Genomic DNA, 16,858 nt, shown 5'->3' with positions numbered 1-16,858 from the left:
TGAAGGCCCCCAGGGCTAGCCTGGGGGCGTCAGGCGATCAGTCCAGCAGCGAGATGGCGGTTGGCGCGTCGTTGCCGACCAGGGCCAGGTCTTCGAACTCGTTGACCGCGTTGATCTCGGTGCCCATGGAAATGTTGGTCACACGCTCGAGGATCACTTCGACCACGACCGGCACGCGGAACTCTTCGGCCATCTTCTGTGCCTTGAGCAGGGCAGGGGCGATCTCGGCCGGCTCGAACACGCGGATGGCCTTGCAGCCCAGGCCTTCGACCACGGCGACGTGGTCGACACCGTAGGTGGCCGCGTCGGTCGAGTTGATGTTCTCGAACGCCAGTTGTACACAGTAATCCATGTCGAAGCCACGCTGTGCCTGACGGATCAGGCCCAGGTAGGCGTTGTTAACCAGCACGTGGACGTACGGCAGGTTGAACTGTGCGCCGACGGCCAGTTCTTCGATCATGAACTGGAAGTCGTAGTCACCCGACAGCGCGACGACCTTGCGCTTCGGATCGGCTTTGACAACACCCAGCGCGGCAGGGATGGTCCAGCCCAGCGGGCCGGCCTGGCCGCAGTTGATCCAGTGGCGTGGCTTGTACACGTGCAGGAACTGCGCGCCAGCGATCTGCGACAGGCCGATGGTGCTGACGTAGCAGGTGTCCTTGCCGAACACCTGGTTCATCTCTTCGTACACGCGCTGCGGCTTGACCGGCACGTTGTCGAAGTGGGTCTTGCGCTGCAGGCTCGACTTGCGTTGCTGGCAGTCTTCCAGCCAGGCCTTGCGGCACTTCAGCTTGCCAGCGGCTTTCCACTCGCGGGCCACTTCGAGGAACACGTCCAGCGCCTTGCCGGCGTCGGAAACGATACCCAGGTCCGGGGTGAACACGCGGCCGATCTGGGTCGGTTCGATGTCCACGTGCACGAACTTGCGGCCTTCGGTGTAGACGTCGACGGAACCGGTATGGCGGTTGGCCCAGCGGTTACCGATACCGAACACCAGGTCGGACTTCAGCAGGGTGGCGTTGCCGTAGCGGTGCGAGGTCTGCAGGCCGACCATGCCGACCATCTGTGCGTGGTCGTCCGGGATGGTGCCCCAGCCCATCAGGGTCGGGATTACCGGTACGCCGGTCAGTTCGGCGAACTCGACCAGCTTGTCGCTGGCGTCGGCGTTGATGATGCCGCCACCGGCTACCAGCAGTGGGCGCTCGGCGTCATTGAGCAGGGCCAGGGCTTTCTCGGCCTGTACGCGGGTAGCGGACGGCTTGTTGATTGCCAGTGGCTCGTAGGCGTCGATGTCGAATTCGATCTCGGCCATCTGCACGTCGAACGGCAGGTCGATCAGCACAGGGCCAGGGCGGCCGGTGCGCATTTCATAGAAGGCCTTCTGGAAGGCGTAAGGCACCTGGCCTGGCTCCAGAACGGTGGTGGCCCACTTGGTGACCGGCTTGACGATGTTGGTGATGTCGACGGCCTGGAAGTCTTCCTTGTGCAGGCGGGCACGGGGTGCCTGGCCGGTGATGCACAGGATCGGGATGGAGTCGGCCGAGGCGCTGTACAGGCCGGTGACCATGTCGGTGCCGGCAGGGCCGGAGGTGCCGATGCACACGCCGATGTTGCCTGGGTTGGCACGGGTGTAGCCCTCGGCCATGTGCGAGGCGCCTTCGACGTGACGAGCGAGGACGTGATCGATGCCACCGACTTTCTTCAGGGCCGAGTACAACGGGTTGATGGCAGCCCCCGGGATGCCGAACGCGGTATCTACACCTTCACGGCGCATGACCAGAACGGCTGCATCGATTGCTCTCATTTTGCTCATGGTTTGTGCCTCATCGATTTTGTAATTGTATACAACTTGCTTTGTGCCAGAGTGTATTCATGGCTGACCGCTCAGGTCAACGGGTTTTCGTCGGACAAGCTGGCTTTCGTTCGAGCACCCGTGAAAACGGCGGTTTGCGATCTCGCATACGATCGTTTCAATTTATTGTATACAAAAATAGATTCAGTTGTGTTCTATTGGCTTATCGGTTTTTCACCTGCCCTCAGGGCTTCTCACAACAAGAAGAGGACCTTTCCATGAACGCTTTGAACCTGAAAGTCGCTGTCAGCCTGGTGAACGCCGCGCTGGCGGCGGGTCGCAAGATCAATGCAGCGCCACTGACCGTGGCCGTGCTCGATGCCGGCGGGCATCTGTTGGCCTTGCAGCGCGAGGACGGCGCCAGCCTGATTCGGCCGGAAGTGGCCACCGGCAAGGCCTGGGGTGCGATTGCCCTGGGCAAGGGCTCGCGCCTGCTGGCGCTGGATGCGCAGCAGCGGCCGGCGTTTTTCGCGGCGTTGAACGGCCTGGGCGAGCGGCCGGTGGTGCCGGCGCCGGGTGGTGTGCTGATTCGTGATCAGGACGGCAAGGTGCTGGGAGCGGTGGGGATCAGCGGCGATACGTCGGATATCGACGAGCAGTGCGCGATCAGTGCTATCGAAGAAGCTGGGTTGAAGGCAGATGCCGGGGTTGCGGCGTAGCGCTCTATCCGTTGTACCGGCCTATTCGCGGGACAAGCCCGCTCCCACAGGATCTTCACAGGCCTGAGAGCCGTGGGGTCCTTGTGGGAGCGGGCTTGCCCCGCGAAGAAGACCCCGCCGAGCTTCAGGCTGCTTCAGGCTCACAGCCCTTGAGCACCATGCGAATGATGGTATCGGCTGCGGCGTCGTAATCGCTGTCGGCCAGTTTGGCCTTGCCGGTCACTGCGGAAATCTGCCAATCGAAATCGGCATAAGTCTGGGTCGCGGCCCAGATGCTGAACATCAGGTGGTGGGCATCGACATGGGCGATCTGCCCGCGGTCGATCCAGCGCTGGATGCACTCGATGTTATGCCGGGCCTGCTCGTTCAACTGCTCCACCTGGTTCGGCGACAGGTGCGGTGCGCCATGCATGATTTCGCTGGCGAACACCTTCGAGGCATGGGGCAGGTCACGCGAAATGCGGATCTTCGAGCGGATGTACGCACTCAACACCTCTTTCGGATCACCGTCGGCATTGAACGGCGTCGAGGCCTGCATGATCGGCGCGATGATGCTCTCCAGGACCTCGCGGTAGAGGTTGTCCTTGGACTTGAAGTAGTAATACACGTTCGGCTTGGGCAGGCCGGCCTTGGCGGCGATGTCACTGGTCTTGGTGGCGGCGAAGCCCTTATCGGCGAATTCTTCACTGGCTGCGCGCAGGATCAGCTCCTTGTTGCGCTCGCGAATGGTGCTCATGTCAGGGATCTTCCTCGTTTATGGCCACCTCTAAGAGGGATCGGGCATGGTAGCACCGCGCCCGACGGGGGCTCAAGGCAGCGGCTTTGGGCTAGAATCCGGCAATTGACTCATTTGGATACAAGCAAACATGGCAGGAAGCAGTCTACTGGTACTGATCGACGACATCGCCACGGTGCTCGACGATGTTTCGCTGATGACCAAGGTCGCGGCGAAGAAGACCGCAGGCGTGCTGGGCGACGATTTGGCGCTCAATGCCCAGCAGGTCACCGGCGTGCGCGCCGAGCGCGAGATTCCGGTGGTGTGGGCGGTGGCCAAGGGGTCGTTGGTGAACAAGGCGATTCTGGTGCCGGCGGCACTGTTGATCAGCGCGTTCATCCCCTGGGCGGTAACGCCGCTGCTGATGCTCGGCGGCGCCTACCTGTGCTTCGAAGGCTTCGAGAAGCTGGCGCACAAGTTCCTGCACAGCAAGGAAGAGGACGAACTGCAGCACGAGGCGCGCAAGGAGGCCGTGGCCGATGCCACTATCGACCTGGTGGCATTCGAGAAAGCCAAGATCAAGGGTGCGGTGCGTACCGACTTCATCCTCTCTGCGGAAATCATCGCCATTACCTTGGGCATCGTCGCCGACTCGCCGCTGACGCAGCAGATCATCGTGCTGTCGGGCATTGCCGTGGTCATGACCATCGGTGTGTATGGCCTGGTGGGCGGTATCGTCAAGCTCGATGACCTGGGCTTGTGGATGACGCAAAAGTCATCGAGCCTGGCACGTGCTGTCGGCAACGGGATTCTGCGCGCTGCGCCATACATGATGAAGAGCCTGTCGGTGATCGGCACCGCCGCGATGTTCCTGGTCGGGGGCGGGATCCTGGTGCATGGCATTGCGCCGCTGCATCATGCCATTGAAGCCTTCAGCGAAGGGCGGGGTGGGGCGTTGACTGGCGGGCTGCTCAACGGCGTTGTTGGTGTTGTGGCCGGTGCCGTGGTGCTTGCGGTAGTGAGTGCAGTGGGGAAGATTTGGCGCGCGCTACGGCCAGCCCACTGAGGTTGCATGGCCGGGGCTTAGCCCCGGTTCGCTGGACAAGCCCGCTCGTACAGGTGAAGCACAATCTTCAGCATCTGTGAAATTCCTGTTGGAGCGGGCCCGCGAAGGGCCGCAGTGCGGCCCCGACCTTCAGGTCAGAAGTGCACTTTCACCAGGAAGCTCATGGTGTTCTGGTCGGTGGTGAAGGCATCGCTGTCCTTGATGCCGTACTTGTTTTTCCAGTAGTCGTATTCCACACCCACGTACAACTGCTTTTCGCCAAGGTGCAAAGCCTTGCCCAGGTCGTACTTGATCTGCGGGTTGAAGTGCAGGTTGGCGTGGTAGGTGCCACGGCGGTTCTCGTCGTTGTCGACCACCCAGTCCATGAAACCATCGATCAGCACGTCGGAATCACCGACGGGGATGGTGTAGGACCAGACCGGAGTGATCTGCCAGACGTTGTCGCCTGCACGGCTGCCATCGGTGGTGCGGTTGTAGAAGTTCAGCTGGAAGTAGTCGAAGCCCGGGATAGCCAGGTCGAAGCCTGGGCCGATCAGGTACGACTCGGTGTCACCCTCGCCGAACTCATAGGTCATCGCCAGCAGCACGTCCTTGACCGGGCCGAACTCGATCTTCTGGTCGAAAATCTTGTTGAACGACAGGCGCGGGCTGATTTCGCCGTAGTAGGTGTTGGGGCCGTTGCCCGCATCTTTCTGGCCCTGGTAGAAGATCTTGTCGACGAAAATGAAGTTGTCGCCGTATTTCCAGCCATCGGCGTGCTCGAAGGTGACAGTCTGCTGGATCGCCGGGTTGACCTTGAAGTTCTTGCCCCACAGGTAGGTCAGGCTGTTGTTCTGCCACTGCAGCAGGTCGCCGGCGAAGGTGGTGCCGCAGGCCAGCAGGCCGCCCGCGAGAATCAGGCTATTGATGGTACGCATTGCGAGTGTCGCTCCCTTGATTGATCTGTTGTCAGCGCTCGTTGTTGGCGCCTTTTTTGTCTTTTGAGTCAGCTTTTTTCGATAGGCCACAGCTGTTTGGCAAGGGTTGGGCCAACTTTCCTCGGCTGGCACAACCTTCCTGCTCGACTTCGTTCTGAACGGATGAAAAGGGTCTTTCAGGCTGGCAACACGTTGGCCAACCGCCCGAATTCATTGACTGAGCGGTCAGTAAACGCAGGCAGAATCCATCCTGCCCTGATCGAGGGGGCGCGCAGATTACTGGCTTGCGCGCCGCGCCTCAAGTGCTCCGTCCTGGAGCACGGTGATTCAAACCTGGGCGATTGATCAGGTTTTCAGAAATGTACCTTGATCAGCGCGCTGGCGACACTCTGGTTGCTCTCCAGATTGCCGCGGCTGTCGATGCCGTACTTGTCTTTCCAGTAGCTGTACTCGAAGCCGACATAGAGCTGCTTGGCCCCGATGTTCAGGGCCTTGCCCAGGTCGTACTTGACCTGCGGGTTGAAGTGCAGGTTGGCATGGTAGGTGCCACGACGGGTCTGGTCGTTATCGGTGACCCAGTCCATGTAACCGTCGATCAGAATATCGGACCTGCCCACGGGAATGGTGTACGACCAACCGGGGGTGATCTGCCAGACGTTGTCGCCAGGGCGGCTGCCTTCGGTGTTGCGCACATAGAAGTTCAGCGTGAAGTAGTTGAAGCCGGGGATGTCCAGGTCGAAGCCGGGGCCGATCAGGTAGGCCTCGTTGTCGCCTTCGCCGCGCTCATAGGTCATGGCCAGCAACACGTCCTTGATCGGGCCGAACGCAAGCTTCTGGTCGAAGATCTTGCCGAACGACAGGCGTGGGCTGAATTCGCCGTAGTAGGTGGTCACGCCTTTGCTGGCGTCGGGCTTGCCGTTGTAGAAGATCTTGTCGACGAACATGAAGGTGTCGCCGTACTTCCATTTGTTGGCGTGCTCGAAGGTGATGGTCTGCTGGATATCGGGGTTGACCTTGAAGTCCTTGCCGTACAGGTACGTCAGGCTTTCGCCGTGCCACAGCAGCCAATCGCCTGCGTGGGCGGGGAGGGTGGCCAGCAGGCTGCTGCCCAGCAGCAGGCTTGATGCGATGCGCTTCATGTTGTGATTCCCGGACTTATTGTTTTTGTTGGCGGTTTTTTTGGCGCGCAGGCGCCCCGAGCGGCCCATTCCGGCGGGCCGACGGTGAAGCGGTTAATGCGCAGATGAGCAGGGGCGGCAAACTGCGCCGCCCCGCTCAGGGCTCAATGGCCGTGGCAGGCGTCGTTGTGCACGGCGCGCTCGGCACCACCGAGGATGTTGAACAGCACGTTGAGCACCAGGGCGCTGACCGTGGCCATGGCGATCCCGCTGTGGGTGATGGGTTCCATCCACTGCGGCATCTGCGCGAAGAACTCCGGCTTGACCACGGGGATCAGGCCAAAGCCGACGCTCACCGCCACCAGCAACTGGTTGCGGCGGTCGCCGATGTCGGCTTCCTGGAGGATCTTGATCCCGGTGGCGGTGACCATGCCGAACATGGCGATGGACGCGCCGCCCAGTACCGCAGGCGGGATCGAGGCGATCAGGTAGGCCGCCTTGGGCAGCAGGCTGAGCACGATCAGCAGTGCACCCGCCGTTACCGTGACGTAACGGCAACGCACGCCCGTCATCTGCACCAGGCCGATGTTCTGGGCGAACGAGGAGTGGGTGAAGGTGTTGAAGAAACCGGCGATGAACGACGCACCGGCATCGCACAACAGGCCGCGACGCAGCATCCCTGGTGTCACTTCACGGTCTGTCACCTTGCCCAGGGCGAGGAACATGCCCGTGGACTCGACGAAGATGATCACCACCACCAGGCACATCGACAGGATCGGCGCCAGGCTGAAGGTCGGCATGCCGAAGTGCAGTGGGGTCACCACTTGCAGCCACGGCGTGTCGCTCAGGCCCGACAGGTCGACCATGCCGATGGAGCCGGCCAGGATGTAGCCCAGGCCCATGCCCACCAGCACCGACACATTGACCCAGAAACCGCGCATGAAGCGGTTGATCAACAGGATGACGGCCAGCACCAGGCCCGCCACCAGCAGGTAGATCGGCGAACCGAAGGTCGCAGCGTCCTGGCCGCCACCGGCCCAGTTGACTGCCACCGGGAACAGCGACAGGCCAATCGAGGTGATCACCGTACCGGTGACCAGCGGCGGGAAGAACCGTACGACCTTGGACATGAACGGCGCGATCAGCATGCCGAAGAACCCGGCAGCGATGGTCGCGCCAAAGATCCCCTGCAGGCCTACGCCCGGCATGCCGGCCATGGCCACCATGCTGCCGACGGCAGCGAAGCTGGCACCCATCATCACCGGCATGCGGATCCCGACCGGGCCGATACCGAACGACTGGATGATGGTTGCGACACCGGCGACCAGCAGGTCGGCGTTGATCAGGAAAGCGACTTCTTCACGAGACAAACCAGCGGCCTGGCCGATGATCAGAGGGACGGCAATCGCACCCCCGTACATCAGCAGCACATGTTGCAGGCCAACCAGGATCAGTTGGAACAGGGGCAGAGGCTGTCGCGGCGGCGCAACTGGAATGTACGCCTTGCGTGACTCGGACATGCAGCACCTCGAGTTTTGTTTTTATTCTCGGATCCAAGCGCCAGTCGCATACGGCAGGCCCGTTGGAGGCAGCCTGGGGTTCCCGCACGCAGTCGAACGCTCGATGCTTGCTTGTTGCATGAATCTATAAGGGCGAGGCCGGGGTTGCCGGCCTCTTCGCGGCGCAAGGCCGCCCCCGCCCGGGCGCGCGGACGCCCAGGCAGGAGAGGGTGGATCAGTTGACCTGGGCGCCTTTGGCGATCCAGTCACCGACGAGCTTGCGCTCTTCGGCGGTCATCTGGGTGATGTTGCCCAGCGGCATGATCTGGCTGGCAACCGCTTGCGCCTGAATGCGCGCGGCCTGGGCCTGGATCTGCTGCGGGGTGTCGAACATCACGCCGGCAGGGGCTGCGCTGAACAGTGGGCTGGTCGGTTTCGACGAGTGGCACACGCTGCAGCGTTCCTGGATGACTTTGTGGATCTTGTCGAAGTCGCCACCGGCGGCCTGTGCGGTCGCCTGGGCCGGAGCCTCGGCTGGCGCGGCTGGGGCTTCGGCGGCCTTGGCGGTTTCCTCGGCGCGCAGCTCGGCAGCGGTCTTGCCGCCGACGGCGGTGGCTGGCAGCGGCTGGTACTCGACCTTCGCTGCGGCCTGCTCAGGGCTGACGGCCATCGGCTTGGGGCCGGTGACGTAGGCCAGGCAGATCATCGCCAGGGCGCCGACCGGCAGGGTCCAGGCGTACTTGTTGCTGTCGTGGCGGGTGTTGAAGTAGTGGCGGATCAGAACCGCGGCTACTGCGATGCCAGCCAGGATCAGCCAGTTGTACTGGCTGCCGTAGGCGCTCGGGAAGTGGTTGCTGATCATGATGAACAGCACCGGCAGGGTGAAGTAGTTGTTGTGACGCGAGCGCAGCAGGCCCTTGGCCGGCAGTACCGGGTCCGGGGTCTGGTTGTTCTCGATCGCCGCCACCAGTTGGCGCTGGGCCGGCATGATGATGCGGAACACGTTACCGACCATGATGGTGCCGATGATCGCACCGGTGTGCAGGTACGCACCACGGCCGCTGAACACCAGGCTGAAGCCGAAGCAGGCGGCGATGATCAGGACGAACAGCACGGCGCCGAGCAGGGCAGGGTGCTTGCCCAGCGGCGAGTCGCACAGGAAGTCGTAGATGAACCAGCCGGCGACCAGCGAACCGATACCGATGGCCACGCCTTCGGCACCGCTCAGGGTGCTGCCGGGTGCCAGCAGGTACAGGCTCGGGTTCCAGTAGAACACCACGCACAGCAGGGCGATACCGGACATCCAGGTGAAGTAGGCTTCCCATTTGAACCAGTGCAGGTTCTCGGGCATTTTCGGGGGTGCGAGCTTGTATTTCTCCAGGTGGTAGATACCACCGCCGTGAATCGCCCAGAGATCACCCGACAACCCATCGCGCGGGTTGCTTCGGTTCAGGTGGTTCTCCAGCCAGACGAAGTAGAACGATGCACCGATCCAGGCGACACCGGTGATCATGTGAACCCAGCGAATGCTCAGGTTCAGCCATTCGTGAAGGTGTGCTTCCACAGTATGTACCTCTGCCGATCACCGTGAACGATGATCGACCTTTTCTTATTGGTGGGGATTGAGGATCAGCATCTGTTCCTCGGTGAAGTAATGCTCATCGCAGTTGTTGCCAGAACCACTGCGATCAACCACCAGGAAGTCATCCCGCTTTTCGATCGTCAGCACCGGGTGGTGCCAGACGCCGCGATGGTAATTAACGCCCTGCCTGCCGTTACTACGGAAGGCACGGACCAAGCCTGATACAGGTGCATCGCCAACCGGCGCGACCACGATCAGAAAGGGGTTGCCGAGCAGCGGGATGAAAGCCTGGCTGCCCAGCGGATGGCGCTCCAGCATACGCACGGTCAGCGGCATGTCCTGCGCGTCGGCGCGGAAGATGCTGATGATCGCCTTGTCTTCAGGCTCGGCGGTCTCGACCGTGGCGAGCTTGTGAAAGCGCATGGTCGAGCCGTTGTTGATCATGAAGTGGTCGCTGCCATCGGTTTCGATCACGTCTCCGAATTCGGCGAAGGCTTCTTTGGTCAGGGGCTCGATCATCAGGGTGCGCATGCGGTTATCTCTTCTATTGTTCGTTTTTCTGAATTTGGGTTCGGCTGTTGCTTACAGCTGCAGCAGGCGGAACAGGGCGATCAGGTTGATCTGCGCCAGGGCTTCCTTGAATTCGGCATCGGTATCGTTGTGGATACGTTTTTCGAAGGCGGCGAGGATCTGGTGCCGGTTGCTGCCCTTGACCGCCATGATGAACGGGAACTGGAACTTGGCCTTGTAGGCGTCGTTCAGTTCGGTGAACCGGGCGAACTCTTCGGCGGTGCACTCATGGATGCCGGCGCCGGCCTGCTCGTTGGTGCTCGATTCGGTCAGCTCACCCTGGATGGCGGCCTTGCCGGCCAGGTCCGGGTGAGCGTTGATCAGCGCCAGTTGGTCGGCGTGATTGGCGCTGAGCAGGATGTCGCTCATGCGCTGGTGCAGCGCCTCGATCTCGTCCAGTTCGCCCAACTGGCCCAGGTCGTAGGCTTTTTCGGCGACCCACGGCGAGTGCTCGTAGATGTCGGCGAATACCTTGACGAAGGTGTCACGGTCCAGGGCGGATGGCTTGAGGGTCTTGAAGGCGGTCATCAGGCGTTCTCTTTCTTGTACGGGTGGGTGGCGTGCCAGTGGCGGGCGATGTCCACGCGACGGGCGAACCAGACCTGGTCATGGCTCTTGGCGTAATCGACGAAGCGCTTGAGTGCAGCCAGGCGCGCCGGGCGGCCGACCAGGCGGCAGTGCAGGCCGATGGACAGCATCTTCGGTGCTTCGGCGCCTTCGGCGTAGAGCACGTCGAAAGCGTCTTTCAGGTACTGGAAGAACTGCTCGCCGCAGTTGAAGCCCTGTACCTGGGTGAAGCGCATGTCGTTGGTGTCGAGGGTGTACGGGATCACCAGGTGCGGCTTGCCGGTCGGGTTGTTCGGCTCCCAGTAGGGCAGGTCGTCGTCGTAGGTGTCGCTGTCATAGAGGAAGCCACCTTCCTCCATTACCAGGCGGCGGGTGTTCGGGCCGGTGCGGCCGGTGTACCAGCCCACTGGGCGTTCGCCGGTGAGTTCGGTGAGGATGCGGATGGCTTCGAGCATGTGCTCGCGCTCCTGGGCCTCATCCATGTTCTGGTAGTCGATCCAGCGGTAGCCGTGGCTGCAGATCTCGTGGCCGGCTTCGGCCATGGCACGGATCACGTCGGGGTGGCGCTGGGCGGCCATGGCCACGGCGAAGATGGTCAGTGGAACGCCGCTGTCCTTGAACAGCTTGAGCAGGCGCCAAACGCCGGCGCGGCTACCGTACTCGTACAGCGATTCCATGCTCATGTTGCGCGCACCCTGCAGGGGCTGGGCGGCTACCATCTCGGACAGGAAGGCTTCGGACTCTTTGTCACCGTGCAGGATGTTGCGTTCGCCGCCTTCTTCGTAGTTGAGGACGAAAGACAGCGCGATGCGAGCGTTGCCCGGCCATTGCGGGTGAGGAGGGTTGTTGCCGTAACCGATCAGGTCGCGAGGGTAGTCAGCGCTCACTGCAGTCTTCCTTCTTGTGTGTTGGTGCGGGGTGGGCGGGCCGCGTCGGGATGTCGCACCACCGGATGGGCTGATTGTATACAACTTCTGAAATCTTTTGTAAGCCTGTTTTTCCGCATTTCTTCCCTTTTGTCGCATGAGAATGCGTTGCAAGAAACCTGCCTGATTGGTCAGCTAATGGTGTAAGGCTCTGCACGGCGTCTGTATTTGCGACTGATGGCCGGTTTATCGGGGCTGCGACAGAAGGGATCAAAAAATTGTGTACAATCTGGCGATGAAATGTCTTAATGACGTCATTCCCGCACATCGCAGGCCCTGAGCTGGGGCGTTGGCTGTGTATTTTTTGCCCATAGATTGAACAAGAGGCGACAAGCAGATGGGACGTTTGACCACACACGTACTGGATGCCGCGCATGGCTGCCCAGGCAGCTCGATCAAGGTCGAGCTGTATCGCGTCGAAGGCCAGCAACTGGAGCTGGTGAACACTGCCCTGACCAACAGCGATGGCCGCGTCGACGCGCCGCTGCTGCAAGGTGACGATTACCGTACCGGCGTCTACCAGCTGCAGTTCAGCGCTGGCGCCTACTACCGTGCCCGCGGCGTGCAGCTGCCGGACACTGCATTTTTGGATGTTGTCGTGCTGCGTTTCGGCATTGATGAAAAGCAGGAGCACTACCACGTGCCGCTGCTGATCTCGCCGTACAGCTATTCGACCTATCGCGGAAGCTAGTTGGTCGCTAGAAGAATCTTCGTAGGTCCTTTGGCCCGCTCCCACACTGGCGGGCTTTTTTTCGTCTGCTGTTTTTGTAAACCCTTTGCTGGCCTCTTCGCGGGACAGGCTATAGAAATAAAGAAAGGGCGCCGAAGCGCCCTTGGTTGGTGCGGTGAGGGTCAGAGGAACACGAACTTGGCAATGAAGATCGCGCACAGCACCCACAGGCTGGCGGAGATTTCCTTGTACTTGCCGGTACCTGCCTTCAATGCCACATAGCTGATGAAGCCCAGGGCGATGCCATCGGCGACGGAGAAGGTCAGTGGCATCATGATCACGGTGACGATCGCCGGAATGCTGTCGGTGGCTTCGTCCCAATGAATGTGCGCCATGCTGCCCATCATCAGCATCGCTACATAGATCAGCGCGCCGGCAGTTGCGTAAGCCGGGATCATTCCTGCCAGTGGCGCGAAGAACATCGCGGCGACGAACAGAATGCCCACCACTACTGCAGTCAGGCCGGTCCGGCCACCTGCGGCCACGCCGGCAGCACTTTCCACGTAGCTGGTCACCGGTGGTACGCCGACCACAGCACCAAACACGCTCGAAGCACTGTCGGCCTTCAACGCCCGCGACAGGTTTTCAATGCGGCCATCCGGCGCCACCAAGTTGGCTCGCTGGGCCACGCCCATCAGCGTGCCGGCAGTGTCGAACATGTGCACGAACAGGAACGCCAGCACCACGCTGATCATGCTGACGTTGAACACGCCGGCCACGTCCATGGCCATCCAGGTCGGTGCCAGGCTCGGCGGCATCGACATCACCCCGCCAAACTTCACCAGCCCCAGGCCCCAGCCGGCCAGGGTGACGCCGATGATGCTGATCAGGATCGCGCCGAACACGCGCTTGTAGCTGAGGATGGCGATCAGCAGGAAGCACACTGCCGCCAGCAGCGGCCCTGGCTCATGCAGTGAACCCAGCTTGATCAAGGTGGCCGGGCTGTCGACGATGATGCCCGCGGTCTTCAGGCCGATCAGCCCGAGGAACAATCCGACGCCGGCCCCCATGGCATGGCGCAGGCTCACCGGGATGCTGTTAAGCAGCCATTCGCGCACTTTTGACAGGGTGAGGAACATGAACAGCACGCCCGAGACGAATACCGCCCCCAGCGCCGTTTCCCAGTTGTAGCCCATGGTGCCGACCACGGTATAGGTAAAGAAGGCATTCAGGCCCATGCCTGGCGCCAGGCCCACCGGCCAGTTGGCGTACAGGCCCATCAGCAGGCAGCCCAGCGCGGCGGCGATGCAGGTGGCGACGAAGGCGGCACCATGGTCGATGCCGGCGTCGGCCATGATGTTGGGGTTGACGAAGATGATGTACGCCATGGTGATGAAGGTGGTCACCCCGGCGATCAGTTCGGTTCTGACAGTGCTGCCGTGTTGCTTGAGTTTGAAAATCCGTTCCAGCCAACTCGTTTCGAGCGGTGGCGCGAGATCCAGCGTAGGGGCTTCGGATTTGCGGCTTTCCACAGCGAGTACTCCTCAAGTCTTTCTTGTTGTTGTTGGAGCCATTGTCCTGAGCAATGCACTTGGTGGCTCCGCGAGGGAAGGCAGACGTCTGACGCGTTTTGTTGACTCACGGGTCAAGATGTTGCTCGGTGGATTATGCTTTTGTGTACAAAGAATGCAAATAATGTTTTATCTTTTGTATGCGCAATGCGTCGTATAACGGCTATATAGGTAAAACGCCCCCTGCGGAATCGCCTCAGCCTGTGTACAATGGCGCCATACTTTCTCTTCGTGCCTCGAGAGCCCATGAACGAACAGCTGCAACCTCTGAAAAAACCTGCGCGCACTGGCAAGGCCGGCCGCAGTGGTACCCAGGACGACATCGTCTATGCGCACATCTTCGAGGCGATCCTCGAGCAGCGATTGGCGCCGGGCACCAAGTTGAGCGAGGAAGCGCTGGGTGAGATCTTTGGCGTCAGCCGCACCATCATCCGCCGCGCCCTGTCGCGCCTGGCCCACGAAAGCGTGGTGCTGCTGCGGCCGAACCGCGGTGCCGTGGTGGCCAGCCCGACGGTGGAAGAGGCGCGTCAGGTGTTCTTCTCGCGGCGCATGGTCGAACGTGCCATTACCGAACTGGCCGTGCAGCACGCGACGCTGGAGCAGCTCAACGAGCTGCGCCAGATGGTGCGAGAGGAGCGCGACAGCTTCTCCCGTGGCGACCGCGGTGCTGGTATCCGCCTTTCCGGCGAGTTCCACCTCAAGTTGGCCGAAGCCGCAGGCAACGCCCCGCTGGTCAGCTTCCAGCGCAGCCTGGTGTCGCAGACTTCGCTGATCATTGCCCAGTATGAGACCGGCACGCGCTCGCACTGCTCATACGACGAGCACATGCAACTGATCGATGCGATTGAGGCGCGTGATGCCGAACAGGCGGTGAGCCTGATGATGCACCACATGGACCATATCGACAGCAAGCTGAACCTGGACGAGGAGAGCGCCTCGGACGACCTGCATGCGGTGTTCTCGCATCTGCTGAAAAAGCCTAAGGCGACCGCCAAGGGTTGATCGTTTGCCTGGGTGATTGAGGGGCGCGAAGCGGCCCCAGCCATTTCTGGCCAATAACCAAACGTCTGCTAAATTCTTGTGAGCAAACCTTCATCAAGCAGTTGGGCTTGCGCATCCATTGCGTTCCACTACTTGAGGATAGGTCGATGACCATGTCTCTAGGTACACGGATGGGCGCCGAGCTGGTCGGCACCTTCTGGTTGGTTCTTGGTGGCTGTGGCAGTGCCGTACTTGCAGCCAGTTCCCCTATCGGCATCGGTGTGCTCGGTGTCGCCTTCGCTTTCGGTCTTACCGTGCTGACCATGGCCTTCGCCATCGGTCATATCTCCGGTTGTCATCTCAACCCCGCCGTGTCGTTTGGGCTGGTGGTGGGTGGACGTTTCCCGGCCAAAGAGCTGTTGCCGTATGTGATCGCCCAGGTGATCGGCGCCATCCTGGCAGCTGGGGTGATCTATCTCATCGCCAGCGGCAAGGCCGGCTTCGAGCTGTCCTCGGGCCTTGCATCCAACGGCTACGCGGACCATTCGCCTGGCGGCTACACACTGGGCGCGGGCTTTGTCAGTGAAGTGGTGATGACGGCGATGTTCCTGGTGGTGATCATGGGCGCCACCGACGCCCGTGCCCCGGCAGGCTTCGCGCCGATTGCCATTGGCCTGGCCCTGATCCACCTGATCTCGATCCCGGTGACCAATACCTCGGTCAACCCCGCGCGTAGCACGGGGCCGGCATTGTTCGTCGGCGGCTGGGCCCTGCAGCAGCTGTGGCTGTTCTGGGTGGCGCCGCTGATCGGGGCTGCGATTGGCGGCGCGCTATACCGGGGCCTTGCGAAAGAGCCTTAGCGCTGGTGCACGCAACGCCCGGCGGCGTAGGTTTCGCGCACGGTGCGGTCGTCACCCAGGGTGGTTAGCACGAACAGGGTTTCCTCGATGCTGCTGGACTGCTGAATGCGGTAGTCCAGCAGCGGCGTGGCCTTGTAGTCGAGCACCACGAAGTCGGCATCGTTGCCCGGGCGCAGGCTGCCGATACGGTCGTCCAGGCGCAAGGCGCGAGCGCCGCCGAGGGTGGCCAGGTACAGCGACTTGTACGGGTGCAGGCGTGCGCCTTGCAGCTGCATCACCTTGTAGGCCTCGTTCAGGGTGTTGAGCAGCGAGAAGCTGGTGCCGGCACCGACGTCGGTACCCAGGCCCACATTGACCTTGAAGCGCTCGGCCTGGGGCAGGTTGAACAGGCCGCTGCCGAGGAACAGGTTGGAGGTCGGGCAGAAGGCCACGGCCGAGCCGGTTTCCGCCAGGCGCTGGCATTCGCTGTCGCACAGGTGCACGCCGTGGGCGAACACCGAGCGCTCGCTGAGCAGCTCGAAGTGGTCGTAGACGTCCAGGTAGCCTTTCTGCTCGGGGAACAGCTCTTTCACCCAGTCGATTTCCTTGAGGTTCTCGGACAGGTGAGTGTGCATGTACAGGCCTGGGTATTCCTTCAGCAACTGACCGGCCAGGGCCAGTTGCTCCGGCGTGCTGGTCGGGGCGAAGCGTGGGGTCACGGCATAGTGCAGGCGACCCTTGCCGTGCCAGCGCTCGATCAGCTGCTTGCTCTCGGTGTAACCGGACTCGGCGGTGTCGGTCAGGTAGTCCGGGGCGTTGCGGTCCATCATCACCTTGCCTGCAATCATCCGCAGGTCCAGGCGCTCGGCTTCTTCGAACAGGGCATTGACCGACTGCGGGTGCACGCTGCCGAACACTAGAGCGGTTGTGGTGCCGTTGCGCAGCAGTTCCTTGAGGAAGATCTTCGCTACCTTGTCGGCGTGGTCCTTGTCGGCGAACTGCTTCTCGCAAGGGAAGGTGTAGGTATTCAGCCAGTCCAGCAGTTGTTCGCCGTAGGAACCGATCATGCCGGTCTGCGGGAAGTGGATGTGGGTATCGATGAAGCCCGGGGTGATCAGCGCGTCCTGGTAATGCACCACCTCGATGTCGGCTGCGAGGTTCGGCAGCAGCTCGCTGGCAGGGCCGACGGCACTGATGCGGCCATCGTCGATCACCAGCAGGCCGTCCTCGAAGTACTCATGGGAAGCGTCCAGGCCTACCTCGGCCGGGTCGGCGATGCTGTGCAGGATGGCGGCACGGTAGGCTTTGCGGGTAACGGTCATAACA

16 protein-coding genes are annotated in these 16,858 nt (G+C 61.6%); 5 read left to right on the top strand and 11 right to left on the bottom strand.

Annotation, left to right across the window (positions count from 1 at the left end; translation table 11 throughout):
* Positions 1-37: 37 nt before the first annotated feature.
* Positions 38-1,813, bottom strand: coding sequence for a glyoxylate carboligase (gcl, locus tag C2H86_RS03550; protein WP_159411457.1), 1,776 nt, complete (start codon positions 1,811-1,813; stop codon positions 38-40).
* A gap of 257 nt (positions 1,814-2,070) precedes the next feature.
* On the opposite strand from gcl, the gene C2H86_RS03545 reads away from it, so the two are divergent.
* Complete coding sequence (locus tag C2H86_RS03545; protein WP_159411456.1) at positions 2,071-2,511, top strand: GlcG/HbpS family heme-binding protein; 441 nt, start codon at positions 2,071-2,073, stop codon at positions 2,509-2,511.
* A gap of 124 nt (positions 2,512-2,635) precedes the next feature.
* Here the strand turns inward: C2H86_RS03545 and C2H86_RS03540 are convergent, their stop codons facing one another.
* Positions 2,636-3,247, bottom strand: coding sequence for a TetR/AcrR family transcriptional regulator (locus tag C2H86_RS03540; protein ID WP_110636668.1), 612 nt, complete (start codon positions 3,245-3,247; stop codon positions 2,636-2,638).
* Between the two features lie 130 nt (positions 3,248-3,377).
* Between C2H86_RS03540 and C2H86_RS03535 the strand changes: the two genes are divergently transcribed.
* Positions 3,378-4,292, top strand: a complete 915-nt coding sequence (locus tag C2H86_RS03535; RefSeq protein ID WP_159411455.1) for a DUF808 domain-containing protein — start codon at positions 3,378-3,380, stop codon at positions 4,290-4,292.
* Between the two features lie 134 nt (positions 4,293-4,426).
* Here C2H86_RS03535 and C2H86_RS03530 read toward each other — a convergent pair whose 3' ends face one another.
* The 7 genes from C2H86_RS03530 to puuE all read right to left on the bottom strand — a co-directional run bounded on the left by C2H86_RS03530 (position 4,427) and on the right by puuE (position 11,432).
* Positions 4,427-5,209: an outer membrane protein OmpK gene (locus C2H86_RS03530; RefSeq protein ID WP_159411454.1), complete on the bottom strand. Its 783-nt coding sequence runs from the start codon at positions 5,207-5,209 to the stop codon at positions 4,427-4,429.
* Positions 5,210-5,562: 353 nt separating this feature from the next.
* Positions 5,563-6,348: an outer membrane protein OmpK gene (locus C2H86_RS03525; protein WP_159411453.1), complete on the bottom strand. Its 786-nt coding sequence runs from the start codon at positions 6,346-6,348 to the stop codon at positions 5,563-5,565.
* Positions 6,349-6,491: 143 nt separating this feature from the next.
* The gene (locus tag C2H86_RS03520) at positions 6,492-7,847 is read right to left on the bottom strand and encodes a nucleobase:cation symporter-2 family protein (RefSeq protein ID WP_159411452.1); all 1,356 of its coding nucleotides are present in this window, start codon (positions 7,845-7,847) and stop codon (positions 6,492-6,494) included.
* A gap of 214 nt (positions 7,848-8,061) precedes the next feature.
* Entirely contained in the window at positions 8,062-9,390 is a 1,329-nt protein-coding gene (locus C2H86_RS03515; RefSeq protein WP_159411451.1) for a urate hydroxylase PuuD, read from the bottom strand.
* A 45-nt stretch (positions 9,391-9,435) separates the two neighbouring features.
* On the bottom strand, positions 9,436-9,939 hold the full coding sequence (locus tag C2H86_RS03510) for an ureidoglycolate lyase (RefSeq protein WP_054884133.1): 504 nt from the start codon (positions 9,937-9,939) through the stop codon (positions 9,436-9,438).
* Positions 9,940-9,990: 51 nt separating this feature from the next.
* A complete protein-coding gene (uraD, locus tag C2H86_RS03505; protein WP_159411450.1) occupies positions 9,991-10,506 on the bottom strand; it encodes a 2-oxo-4-hydroxy-4-carboxy-5-ureidoimidazoline decarboxylase in 516 nt (171 codons plus the stop codon).
* A complete protein-coding gene (gene puuE / locus C2H86_RS03500; protein ID WP_027921250.1) occupies positions 10,506-11,432 on the bottom strand; it encodes an allantoinase PuuE in 927 nt (308 codons plus the stop codon). Before puuE ends, uraD begins: the two co-directional genes overlap by 1 nt.
* 376 nt (positions 11,433-11,808) lie before the next feature.
* On the opposite strand from puuE, the gene uraH reads away from it, so the two are divergent.
* Positions 11,809-12,162 (top strand): hydroxyisourate hydrolase, encoded by a 354-nt coding sequence (gene uraH / locus C2H86_RS03495; RefSeq protein WP_054884130.1) that lies wholly within the window; start codon positions 11,809-11,811, stop codon positions 12,160-12,162.
* A 161-nt stretch (positions 12,163-12,323) separates the two neighbouring features.
* Here the strand turns inward: uraH and C2H86_RS03490 are convergent, their stop codons facing one another.
* The gene (locus C2H86_RS03490) at positions 12,324-13,673 is read right to left on the bottom strand and encodes an NCS2 family permease (protein ID WP_159411449.1); all 1,350 of its coding nucleotides are present in this window, start codon (positions 13,671-13,673) and stop codon (positions 12,324-12,326) included.
* 285 nt (positions 13,674-13,958) lie between these two features.
* On the opposite strand from C2H86_RS03490, the gene C2H86_RS03485 reads away from it, so the two are divergent.
* Positions 13,959-14,714, top strand: a complete 756-nt coding sequence (locus tag C2H86_RS03485) for a GntR family transcriptional regulator (protein ID WP_159411448.1) — start codon at positions 13,959-13,961, stop codon at positions 14,712-14,714.
* Between the two features lie 146 nt (positions 14,715-14,860).
* Positions 14,861-15,553 carry an aquaporin Z gene (gene aqpZ / locus C2H86_RS03480; protein WP_159411447.1) on the top strand — a complete coding sequence of 231 codons (693 nt, stop codon included), beginning with the start codon at positions 14,861-14,863 and terminating at the stop codon, positions 15,551-15,553.
* On the opposite strand, the gene guaD is transcribed toward aqpZ, so the two are convergent.
* Positions 15,550-16,854: a guanine deaminase gene (gene guaD, locus C2H86_RS03475; RefSeq protein ID WP_159411446.1), complete on the bottom strand. Its 1,305-nt coding sequence runs from the start codon at positions 16,852-16,854 to the stop codon at positions 15,550-15,552. The genes aqpZ and guaD overlap by 4 nt on opposite strands.
* Positions 16,855-16,858 lie beyond the last annotated feature (4 nt).

This window comes from Pseudomonas putida, assembly GCF_009883635.2.
GTDB lineage: Bacteria > Pseudomonadota > Gammaproteobacteria > Pseudomonadales > Pseudomonadaceae > Aquipseudomonas > Aquipseudomonas putida_W.
This window is presented reverse-complemented; position numbering and strand designations above follow the sequence as displayed.